This is a genomic window from Thiomonas sp., assembly GCF_054608695.1.
In genome coordinates this window covers 1-11,554 of the sequence record NZ_JBTRXV010000107.1, presented here as the reverse complement: position 1 = coordinate 11,554, position 11,554 = coordinate 1, and the positions used below count along the sequence as shown (strand labels likewise).

General features: G+C 64.4%; 10 protein-coding genes. All 10 read left to right on the top strand.

The annotated features are described in order from the left end of the window. Positions 1-195: 195 nt before the first annotated feature. Positions 196-321 (top strand): hypothetical protein, encoded by a 126-nt coding sequence (locus ACYCUK_RS21170; protein WP_461596611.1) that lies wholly within the window; start codon positions 196-198, stop codon positions 319-321. Positions 322-366: 45 nt separating this feature from the next. Beyond that, entirely contained in the window at positions 367-2,796 is a 2,430-nt protein-coding gene (locus tag ACYCUK_RS21165) for a phosphoketolase family protein (RefSeq protein ID WP_461596610.1), read from the top strand. Further along, positions 2,793-4,343, top strand: coding sequence for a thymidine phosphorylase family protein (locus ACYCUK_RS21160; RefSeq protein ID WP_461596609.1), 1,551 nt, complete (start codon positions 2,793-2,795; stop codon positions 4,341-4,343). The genes ACYCUK_RS21165 and ACYCUK_RS21160 overlap by 4 nt, the downstream gene beginning before the upstream one ends. 3 nt (positions 4,344-4,346) lie before the next feature. Then, the gene (locus tag ACYCUK_RS21155) at positions 4,347-5,327 is read left to right on the top strand and encodes a ribose-phosphate diphosphokinase (RefSeq protein ID WP_461596608.1); all 981 of its coding nucleotides are present in this window, start codon (positions 4,347-4,349) and stop codon (positions 5,325-5,327) included. Beyond that, positions 5,324-6,727 carry an MBL fold metallo-hydrolase gene (locus ACYCUK_RS21150; protein WP_461596607.1) on the top strand — a complete coding sequence of 468 codons (1,404 nt, stop codon included), beginning with the start codon at positions 5,324-5,326 and terminating at the stop codon, positions 6,725-6,727. Before ACYCUK_RS21155 ends, ACYCUK_RS21150 begins: the two co-directional genes overlap by 4 nt. A 131-nt stretch (positions 6,728-6,858) precedes the next feature. Then, positions 6,859-7,305, top strand: coding sequence for a universal stress protein (locus ACYCUK_RS21145; RefSeq protein ID WP_461596606.1), 447 nt, complete (start codon positions 6,859-6,861; stop codon positions 7,303-7,305). Positions 7,306-7,334: 29 nt separating this feature from the next. Then, the gene (locus ACYCUK_RS21140) at positions 7,335-8,333 is read left to right on the top strand and encodes an HlyD family secretion protein (RefSeq protein ID WP_461596605.1); all 999 of its coding nucleotides are present in this window, start codon (positions 7,335-7,337) and stop codon (positions 8,331-8,333) included. Beyond that, positions 8,330-9,271 carry an ABC transporter ATP-binding protein gene (locus ACYCUK_RS21135; RefSeq protein ID WP_461596604.1) on the top strand — a complete coding sequence of 314 codons (942 nt, stop codon included), beginning with the start codon at positions 8,330-8,332 and terminating at the stop codon, positions 9,269-9,271. The genes ACYCUK_RS21140 and ACYCUK_RS21135 overlap by 4 nt, the downstream gene beginning before the upstream one ends. After that, positions 9,268-10,224, top strand: a complete 957-nt coding sequence (locus tag ACYCUK_RS21130) for an ABC transporter ATP-binding protein (RefSeq protein ID WP_461596603.1) — start codon at positions 9,268-9,270, stop codon at positions 10,222-10,224. Before ACYCUK_RS21135 ends, ACYCUK_RS21130 begins: the two co-directional genes overlap by 4 nt. A 73-nt stretch (positions 10,225-10,297) precedes the next feature. Further along, positions 10,298-11,434, top strand: coding sequence for an ABC transporter permease (locus tag ACYCUK_RS21125; RefSeq protein WP_461596602.1), 1,137 nt, complete (start codon positions 10,298-10,300; stop codon positions 11,432-11,434). Positions 11,435-11,554: the final 120 nt, after the last annotated feature.

Below are 11,554 nucleotides of genomic sequence, written 5' to 3'. Positions count from 1 at the left end.
CGGGCACTGTTCGGCCTTGGCGACAACGAGCAGGCCGTTTGCTTCGTGGTTGTCGGCACGGTCAAATCAGCCAAGGCCGCACGGATTCGACCGGCTCCAGAGGCGTTCGTGACCACGCTTTGACAAGGACACCTTCCGGAGAAACGGAAACTCGCCTGAAAATCCCCCTCCAAACGTGGGCAGTCACATCAATGAATGGGTACAGTCGGCCACAGCACCGGCAGGCTTGATGGTCAAAAAAAGCGCTCCATCGGCAAACTGCGCCGCCGCTTTATTGATGTGCGTCAGATGACCGGCATGCCAGATCCAGACAATGAATAGCCTGGTACGCCGCTTCGCTGACGACGCCAAGCAGGGAGAAAGGGTATGGCAAGCAGAACCAAAGCCCGACTTGCGCGAACCCAAGTCGCCTGGCTTGACCGCTGGTGGCGGGCAACCAACTACATCGCCTGCGCGCAGATTTTTCTGCTGGACAACGTGCTGCTGCATGAGCCCTTGTCGTCCTCACACATCAAGCCGCGGTTGCTCGGCCACTGGGGTACGAGTCCGGGACTGAATCTGCTCTACGCTCATCTGCTGCGCGCGGTTCGTTCGCATGGCATGCAGCCGCTGTTTGTGGCTGGGCCAGGGCACGGTGCACCGGCCGTACTTGCGAATGCGTGGTTGGAGGGCAGTTACGGCGCAGTGCGGCAGGAGTTGACCCGCGATGGATTGGGCCTGCACAGGCTGTGCCGCGAATTTTCCGTCCCTGGCGGGGTAGCCAGCCATGTGGGGCCGCATATCCCTGGTTCGCTGCACGAAGGCGGCGAGTTGGGCTACGGGCTGCTGCATGCAGTCGGTGCGGTGTTCGACAACCCCGACCTGCTGGCGCTGGCCGTGGTGGGTGACGGCGAGGCCGAAACCGGCCCGGCTGCCGCCGCATGGAAGTCACTGCACTTCATCAACCCGGTGCGCGATGGCGCGGTGCTGCCGGTGCTGCACTTGAACGGTTACCGAATCGCCGCACCCACGGTGTTCGGACGCATGAGCGACACGCAAATCGACCGGCATTTCAGCGGCCTGGGCTGGCGCGTGCTGATCGTGGAGGCCGACGACCCCGCAGCCGTTCACCCCGAGCTCGCCGGGGCGATGGACGCGGCCCTCGCGCATATCCACGCCATTCAGCACGACTGGCGCGAGGGTCTCGCTTCGAGTGGTCGATCAGGCCGCACCACACCTGACTGGCCGCTGCTCGTGCTCCGCACCCCCAAGGGCTGGACCGGCCCGCGCGAAGTGGACGGCTTGCCAATGGAAGGCAGTTTTCGCGCTCACCAGGTGCCACTGCCGCGTGCGCGCAGTGACGGCACCCAACTCGCCCAGCTCGAAGCCTGGCTGCGCAGCTACCGGCCCGACGAACTGTTCGACGCGCAGGGCCGCCCACAGCCGGATTTGCTTGCCGGCTTGCCATCCGAACGGCTTTTGCCTGGCAACTGCCCACATGCCGATGGCGGGCGGGTGCGGATCGACCTGCAACTGCCCGTGCTCGACGCCCTGGCGCTGCCGGTCGCCGCGCCAGGGGCTGAGGACGCCGAGAGCACGCGCGCACTCGGCGCCTGGCTGCGCGATGCACTGCGGGCCAACGCGGGCAGCGCCAATTTGCGTGTGTTCAGTCCGGACGAACTGGTATCGAATCGGCTGGATGCGGTGTTTGAGGTCACGCAGCGTTGCACGCTGCAATCCATCCGGCCAGACGACGACCACCTGAGCGCCGAAGGCCGCGTGCTCGAAGTGCTATCCGAGCATTGCTGCGAGGGCTGGCTCGAAGGCTATGTGCTGTCCGGAAGACATGGTCTGTTCGCCTGCTACGAGGCGTTCGCCCCAATCGTCGACAGCATGGTCAACCAGCATGTGAAGTGGCTCAAGGCGGCTGCCGAAGTGCCGTGGCGCAGGCCACTTCCGGCACTGAACATCCTGCTGACCTCGCACACATGGCGGCAGGACCACAATGGCTACAGCCACCAGGGGCCGGGGTTCATCGACAACGTGCTCAATCGCAAGCACCGCCATGTGCGGGTGTATCTGGCACCTGATGCCAACTGTCTGCTCGCGGTCGCGCAGCATGCTTTTGCCAGCAGTGACCGCGTGAACGTGATCGTCGCCGGCAAGCAGCCCATGCCGCAATGGCTGGGGTTGGCCGATGCAATCTCGCACTGCGCCACGGGGGCAGGACGCTGGCGCTGGGCCGAAGGTGGCGCGGCCGACGAGCCCGCCGTCGTGCTGGCAGCAGCCGGTGACGTGCCCACGCTCGAGTTGCTCGCTGCCGCAGACTTGCTACGCCGCCACGTACCCGACTTGGCATTTCGCGTGGTCAATGTGGTGAATCTGCTTGCGTTGGCGTCGCCGCTGGATCACCTGGACGGCCTGCCAGAAGCCGAGTTCGACGCGCTATTCACCGTCGACCGCCCAGTGCTGTTCGCCTTCCACGGCTACCCGCATGTGATCGACGGGTTGGTGCACCGGCGAACTCATCCTCAGCGTTTCCAGGCAGAGGGTTACCGCGAGGAAGGCACGACCACCACACCCTTCGACATGGTCGTGCGCAACCGTATCAGCCGCTTCGACCTGGCCGCGCAGGCGCTGGATCTGGCTGGCCGCGATGATGCCACGGCCGATGCGCTGCGCAGGCATTGCAGCGCGCAACTGACTGCGCACGCCCTGCACATTCGCACCTGGTTCGAAGATCTGCCAGAAGTTCGCGACTGGCGTTTTCCTCAACCGGCCATCCCTGCAAGCGGGGAAGGAGCGCATCAATCATGACCGAACCGGCTACTTCCTCGCCAACCCAGCCCTCGGCAGATCCTGGCGCTGCGTTTTCTCTGCGCCCCAAACGCATGGGTATCGACACCCATCACGAACCAGTGGTCGTGCTGCGCGCCGACTCACCGGTGGTACGCGCCGAAGGTTTTGAGGCGCATGCGCGCATCGAGGTACTGGGGGCGCAGCGCTCCATCATCGCCACGCTCAACATCCTCACGGAAGGCAACCTGATTGGACCGGACGAAGTGGGGCTGTCGGAAGCCGCTTGGCGGCGTCTCTTGCCGACCGGCGACGAGGTGCTGCGCTTTCGCTTCGCCCAGGCCAGCGACAGCATGAGTCATGTGCGTAGCAAGATTTTCGGCCAACGCCTGAGTGAAAACCAGTTTGACGCCATCATCGGCGAGGTGGTCGGCGGGCGCTTGTCGAACGTGGAAATCGCAGCCTTTCTGGTGGCCTGCGCGGACGGACGCATGAACACGGGTGAAGTCACCAGCCTCACCCGCGCGATGGTGCATGCCGGGAGCCGCATGAGCTGGTCACAGCCGGTGGTGGTGGACAAGCACTGCATCGGTGGTTTGCCCGGCAACCGCACCACGCCCATCGTGGTGTCCATCGCCACCAGCCTTGGGCTCATCATGCCCAAGACCAGTTCGCGCGCCATCACCTCGCCGGCGGGCACAGCGGACACGGTAGAGACATTCACCCGCGTCGACCTGAGCCTGGAGGCGATGCGCCGCGTGGTCGAAACCGAGGGCGGCTGCATGGTCTGGGGCGGAGCGATGAACATGAGCCCGGCCGACGATCTGCTCATCCGCGTCGAGCGCACCCTCGACCTCGATAGCGAGGGTCAGCTTGTTGCCTCCGTGCTGTCGAAAAAGGCCGCAGCAGGCTCCACCCATGTGGTGATCGACATTCCCACAGGCCCCACCGCCAAGGTGCGCAGTCAGGCCGAGGCGCAGTCCCTGTTGCTGGCATTGCAGCGCACGGCTCACGCCATCGGCCTGACCCTGCATGGGCTGATTTCCGATGGCAGCCAGCCCGTGGGTTGCGGCGTCGGCCCGGCGCTGGAGGCGCACGACGTGATCGCGGTGCTGCGCAACGATCCCGGAGCACCAGACGATCTGCGCCAACGTGCCCTGCAAGTCGCCGCCGCAGTTGTGGAACTCGGCGGCCTCGCCCAAGGCCAGGCAGCGCATGACATCGCCGCAGCCGCTCTTGCTGATGGCCGTGCATGGCACAAGTTTCAGGCCATATGCCAGGCGCAGGGCGGGTTTCGCGAGCCGGGCGTGGCGCCATTTCAGCATCCCGTGCTTGCTGAACGCATCGGGCGGGTGGCGCGTATCGACAATCGGCTGCTGGCTCGCGCGGCAAAACTCGCTGGCGCACCGCACGCGAAGACCGCCGGGCTTTGGCTCAATGTGCATCTGGGAGACCGCGCTGAGCGTGGCCAGCCGCTGTTCGTGCTGCATGCCGAGTCGCAGGGTGAGCTTGATTACGCGTTGGAATTCGTACGCAGCCACCCAGCCATCATCCATCTGGAGAACTGAACCATGACAGCGCTCACGCTCTACCCCATGCCCGGCAACGAAGCGCGCGCCGCTGCCATCGCCCGTGCCCTGGGCGGGCGAGTCGAGGTGCAGGTGGCTGCCTGCAACGTGCACCGCTTTCCCGATGGTGAAAACCTCGTCCAGGTACAGGCTCCGGCACCCGGCAGCCAAGCGGTGCTGGTGTGCACTCTCAATGCCCCTGACTCGAAGACCGTGCCGCTGCTGATGGCTGCCAGCACCCTGCGCGATCTGGGCGCGACACAGGTGGGGTTGGTGGCGCCCTATCTCGCCTATCTGCGGCAGGACAGGCGCTTCATGCCCGGCGAGGCGGTGTCGGCGCGTGTGTATGCTCGGCTGCTTTCGGCGCACTTTGACTGGCTGCTGACGGTTGACCCACACCTGCACCGCATCCACGATCTGTCGGAGATTTATGCGCTGCGCAGCCGCGTGCTGCACGCGGCTGCGCGCATGGCGGCGTGGATTCAGGCCCATGTGGACCGGCCTCTGATCGTCGGCCCGGACGGCGAAAGTGCGCAATGGGCGGCCGACGTTGCCGCCCGCGTCGGCGCGCCGGTTGTGGTGGTGAGCAAAACCCGGTTGGGTGACGAGGACGTGCGCTCGACCATCCCCGATCTGCACCTGCACCTCGGACGCACACCAGTGCTGATCGACGACATCGTCAGCTCGGGCCGCACCCTGGTGGCAGCGCTGGATCACTTGCGCGAACAGCACGCGCCGCCCGCGATTTGCCTGGCCGTGCATGGGTTGTTCGCCGACAACGCGCTGGCCGCCATTCGCGCGGCGGGTGCGGCGCGCGTCGTGTGCGCCGACACGACAGACGGCATCGATGCCCCGGGAGTCGAGATCATCCCTCTCGATGAAGACCTGGCACAGGGTGTGCTCGAAATGACGTCACGTGGTTGCAGCCAGTCTGCGCCCGCTGCAGCGCGAGCATCCTCGACCATCCCGGGAGAGCGAGCATGATTCGCCTGTCTTGCCACGGTGCCGCCAAGCAGGTGACCGGGTCTTGCCATTTGATCGAAACCGATCAGGCGCGCGTGCTGGTCGATTGCGGGCTGTTCCAGGGTGGGCGCGAACTCGCCGAGGAAAATGCTGCCGAGTTCGGCTTCGACCCGGCCTCAATCGACGTGCTGTTGCTCACCCACGCCCACCTCGACCACTGCGGGCGCATCCCGCTGCTGGTGAAGCGGGGCTTTCGCGGGCGCATCATCGCCACTCCGCCCACGCGCGAACTGACCCACCTGGTGCTGGCCGACTCAGCCGGGCTGCAGGAAGAAGACGCTCGCCGCACCGAGCGCCACGCCAGGCACCGCGGGGAAGAGCATGCGCCAAGCCCGCTCTACACTCTGGCTGACGCATTCCGCAGCATGGATTTTTTCGACGGCGCGGCAAGCTATGGCCAGCGCCTGGGCGTAGCCCCGGGTGTGCATGCCACCTTCATGAATGCCGGGCACATTCTCGGCTCGGCCTCGATCTTCCTCGAACTGGAAGACGGCGGCTCGACCCACACCGTGTATTTTTCCGGGGACATCGGCAATCCTGGCCGCCCCTTGCTGGACGACCCGCAAGCCCCGCCCGCCCCGCCCGACTATGTCGTGATGGAAACCACGTATGGCGACCGCGACCACAGGCCCTGGGGCGCGTCGACCCTCGAACTGATCGACGCCATTACCGACACACAAGTTCGCGGCGGTAATGTGGTCATCCCCACCTTCGCGCTGGAGCGTGCGCAGGAAGTCCTCAACACTTTGTCTGAAGGCATGGAGCGTGGCATGCTGCCGCGCCACCTGGCTGTGTTTCTGGATTCACCGATGGCCATTTCCGCCACCGAAATCTTCTCACGCTACCCCGAGGCCATGCGGGCGAGCTTCATCCAACGCCTGCACGATGCCGATCCTTTCGCACTGCCCGGGCTGCGCATGACGCGAGATGCGTCCGAGTCCATGGCCATCAACCAGATCCGCGGCGGCGCCGTGATCATGGCCGGCTCTGGTATGGCCACTGGCGGGCGCGTGCGCCACCATCTGCGCCACAATCTGTGGAACGCCGCAGCCAGCGTGATCTTCGTCGGCTATGCCGCGCAGGGTACGCTGGCACGGCTGATCATCGATGGTGCAAAGCATGTGCGCCTGTTCGACGAAGACATCCGGGTGCGCGCCCGCATCCACACCATCAACGGTTTTTCCGCGCATGCCGGGCAGGCCGAGTTGCTCGGCTGGCTTGCGCGCTGCGGCAAGCCGCGCAAGGTATTTCTGGTGCACGGCGACGAAGACCGCGGCATGAAGGTTTTCAGCGAACAACTGCAAACCCGGCAACTTTCCTGGCAGATCCCGGGCATGGGTGAGCCCATTTTGTTGCGCTGACACTTGGTGACCAACGGATGGAGCTGCGACCAGCGGGCCTGACGCAGATCAAGGGCGAGGCCTGCCCGTGCGCGCAAACTTCACACATTCGCCGCTTCACATCGCGTGCTGCAAAACCGAAGCCCAACGCCATGTACACCCATATTTTTGTCGCCATTGACAGCAGCCAGGTCTCCGATGTGGCTCTGCGACACGCCATTGGTCTCGCCAAGGATCAAGGTGCGCAGCTCCATATTGCCCATGTGATCGATATTCTGGACATGACCTGGGCCATGCCCGATATTCTGGACACTTACCGAGAGCAGGGCCAGATCTTGCTCAATCGTGCCCTGGATCTGGCCCGGCAAGCCAGTGTGCCGGCAACAACCAGCTTGCTGGAAACCGGCGTGGTGGGCAACAGACCCGCCGAAGTTCTGACGCAGCGGGCGCAGGAAGTATCGGCCGATCTCGTCGTGTTGGGTAGCCATGGCTATCGTGGCTTGAGCCACTTTTTCCTGGGCAGTGTGGCCGAAGGGGTGGCTCGCTTGTCCCGGGCGCCGGTGCTGATCGTTCATGGGTCGGGTTCGTCGAGCAACTGAAGCGAAATCAACATCGCGGAATCGCCATCATGCTGTCCAGTCGCCGCTTGGCATTGACCGGACTTGTCGTGGTTCTGGCCGTGCTCAGCCTCCTGCTCTGGCTGTGGGCACCCGCCCGCGAATTCGTGTTTGGTCCGGCGCAGGCGCCGAATCGCATCGTCGTGTCGGGCAATATCGAGGCGCATCAAAGCGTACTGAGCTTCACCAATGTGCAGGTGACGATCACCGAACTGCCTTTCGACGAAGGGAAATTCGTCCAGGCAGGCACAGTGCTGGCGCGGGTCGATGACAGCGTCTACCGGCAGCAGCTGGCCATCGACGAGGCAGCGCTCGACGCGTCTTCCCGACAGGTGTCCGTCAACCGCAGCAACTTGGCTGCCGCACAAAGCACTGTGACGAGCGACAGGCTGGACCTGGCCGAAAAGCGGCGCGACCTGGCGCGCGACGCGGCGCAACTCGTATCCGGTTCCGTTTCGCGCCAGACCTACGATTTGGCCGCAACTGCAGCGGGCCAGTCGGCTGCTGTGCTGGCGCGCGACGAAGCCCTGATCAATGTCGCGGCGAACAACATCAGTTTGGCCGAGGCCAACCTCAAAACCGCGCAGGCCAAGGTGGCGCTGGACCGTATCACTTTGGCGTACACCACGCTCAAGGCGCCGTTCAGCGGCGTGCTCGCGGTGCGGCAGGCCGAACTGGGCGAGATGGCCGGACCCGGCGTGGCCATCTTCACGCTCGACGATCTGAACCATGTCTGGTTGCGCGCCTACGTCAACGAGCAGGATCTCGGCGGCGTGCGCCTGGGCGAAGCGGCTGCCGTGACCACCGACACCTATCCCGGTCATGTCTATCACGGACGTATTGGCTTCATCGCCTCGCAGGCTGAGTTCACACCCAAGACGGTGGAAACCCACGCCGAGCGGGTAACACTGGTCTACCGCATTCGTATTGACATCGACAACCCAACCCACGAACTGCTGCCGGGCATGCCGGCCGAAGCCTCGATCACCTTGCTGCCTGCCGGAAAATGAGCGCGAACGCGGTCGAGTTCGCCGTGCAGGTGCGCGCGTTGAGCAAAAGCTTCGGTCCGGTGCATGCAGTTCGCGGCATTGAATTCAGCGTGGAGCCGGGCGAGATCTTCGGCCTGGTCGGCCCCGACGGCGCAGGCAAAACCACCACCATGCGCATGCTCGCCGGTGTGCTGCGCCCGGATGCAGGCGTCGTCATGGTCGATGGGATCGATGTGGCCGCCGAGCCCGAGGCCGCCAAACTACACCTGAGCTATATGCCGCAGCGCTTCGGGCTGTACGACGACCTGACCATTGCCGAAAACATTTTTTTCTATGCCGAGCTGTTCGGCGTGCCGCGCAAGCAGCGCTTGGCGCGCAGCCAGGAACTGTTGCACGCTGCCGGCCTGGCGGGGTTTGAGCCCAGGCTGGCCGGGCAGCTCTCGGGTGGAATGAAGCAGAAACTCGGCCTGATCTGCGCGCTGATCCACACGCCGCGCGTGCTGCTGCTCGACGAGCCCACCACGGGCGTCGATCCGGTTTCGCGGCGCGACTTCTGGGCCATCCTCTACAACATGCGCGAAAGCGGCGTGGCCATCCTCATGGCGACCGCCTACATGGACGAGGCTGAACGTTGTTCGCGTCTGGCGCTGTTCCACGAGGGTGAAATCCGCCATTGCGACACGCCGGCGCGGCTCAAGGCCTCCATGCCCGGCGCGCTGTTGGCCATCACCGCGGCACAACCGCGCGCTCTGCGGGACGCCTTGACAGGCCAGCCTGGCGTATTGGGCGTGCTGCTGATGGGTGACCGAGTCCATGTACGGGTGGACGATACCGCCCGCCGCATCCCCGAACTGCGCATGCTGCTGGCGGCGCAAGGCGTGTCGGATGCGCAGATCGAACCCACCGAGCCGGGAATCGAGGATGTCTTCGTGGCATTGCTGGGGGCGCCGGAAGCATGAATGCCACCATTCAAGCGGCAGTCGCCGCACACGGTCTGACCAAGCGCTTCGGCACGTTCACCGCGGTAGACCATCTTGACTTGTCCATCGCCCGCGGCGAGGTGATGGGTTTCATTGGACCGAACGGTGCTGGCAAGTCCACCGCCATCCGCATGTTTTGCGGCCTGCTCACACCCAGTGCAGGCAGCGCCACGGTGGCCGGGTTTGATGTGGGCAGTCAGTCGCAAGCGGTGCGCGAGCACATCGGTTACATGTCACAGAAATTCTCGCTTTACGACGATCTGACGGTACGCGAGAACCTGCGCTTTTTCGGTGGCATCTACCACGTGCCGCGACACGAGCTGCCCGAACGCATGGCATTCGCTCTGTCCATGGCCGGACTGAAGGGTCAAGACGACGCACTGGTGGCGACGCTCGCGGGTGGCTGGAAGCAGCGCCTGGCACTGGGCTGCGCCATCCTGCATCGTCCGCCGGTCCTGTTCCTCGATGAGCCGACCTCGGGCGTGGAACCCGCGGCGCGACGCATGTTCTGGGATCTGATTCACCAGCTCGCTGGCGATGGTGTCACCATCCTGGTGTCCACCCACTACATGGACGAGGCTGAATACTGCAACCGCATCGCCCTGATTGATCGCGGCAAGCTGGTGGCCATGGGCAGTCCTGGCGAGTTGCGCGCACATGGCCTGGGTGGAGACCTGCTCGAGGTCACCTGCAGCCCGCTGGGCGTAGCCCTCAAGGTGCTGACGGGTGCCCCGGGCGTGGTCGAAGCGGCCATCTTCGGCGACAAGTTGCATGTGGTGCTGGCGTCAGAAGGCCTCGCCCTCGACACGCTGCCGGCGTTTCTGACCCGGCATGGCATCCAGGCGGGACAGACGCGCAAGGTGCTGCCCAGCCTGGAAGACGTGTTCGTGCGTCTTGTGTCTCGCGGGCAGGACACGAGGAATGCGGCATGAGCCCGTCGCACAGCCGTCCAAAGCGAGGTGAACTCCCGTTTGGCGGAGAGGCGCGCAGCGCGGGGGTACGCCCATGAAGCTGCGCCGCCTGCTGGCCATGGCCTACAAGGAAACGCTGCAGATCTGGCGCGATCCGCGCAGTCTGGCCATCGCGCTGATCATGCCGTTGATGCAGATGGGGCTGCTCGGCTATGGCGTCAGCCTGGACATCAAGCATGTGCCGATGTGCATTGACGACCAGGAAAACAGCCAGATCAGCCGATCCATCGTCAGCGCATTCCACGCCGACGGCTGGTTTTCAATCAGCAAGGTGCTGCACAGCCAGGCCGGCATCCGCAATGCGATGAACCGTGGCGCATGCATCGCGGCGGTGGTCATCCCGGTCAACTTCTCGCGCACGCTGGCCACGACTGGGGCCGCCAACGTGCAAGCGGTATTCGATGCTACCGATGTCAACACCACCAATATTGCACTGGGTTATATCCAGGGCGCGGTGGCGCAGGTCAATGCGCAGATCCAGACGCAGTGGGCAGCCGCGCACGGCGTGCAGCCTTCGCTGCTCGGCCAGGTTGAGCTGCAGTCGAGTACCTGGTTCAACGAAACGCTCGACAGTCGCAATTTCATCATTCCGGGCGTGGTGGCTGTCATTCTCGCCTTGGTGGGCGCGCAACTGACCTCGCTGACCATGGCGCGTGAGTGGGAACGCGGCACCATGGAGCAGTTGATCTCCACCCCGGTGATGGCGCTGGAGGTCATGCTGGGCAAGCTCATTCCCTACTTCGTCGTCGGCATGGTGGATGCGGCCGTCTGCCTGGGCTTGGCCGTGTTCTGGTTCGGCGTGCCCTTTCGCGGCAACTTGCTCACCCTGTTTGCCGCGACCGCGCTATTCAGCCTGGTGATCCTCGGCATCGGCTACCTGATTTCGGTACGTGTCCGCAGCCAACTCGGCGCCAGTCAGATTGCCCTGCTCGTGACCCTGTTGCCAACCACGCTGCTGTCGGGCTATACCTTCCCGATCGATCAGATGCCGACCCCGATCCAGGCGCTCACGCTCATCGTCTATCCGCGCTACTACGTCACCATCCTGCGCGGCATTTTTCTGAAGGGCAGCGGCATCATCGACCTGTGGCAACCGCTGTTGGGTCTGGTGATTTTTGCCGTGGTCATTGTCTGGCTCGCAGCGCGCGCCTTCCACAAGCGGCTGGACTAGGGCGTGTTAACACTAATTGCCCCGATGGCGCAGATGAGCGACACTGCTGCTCATGGAAATCAGCCCCGAGCAATTCGCCCTTGTCGAGCATTGTCTGCCCAAGCAACGAGGCAACGTCAG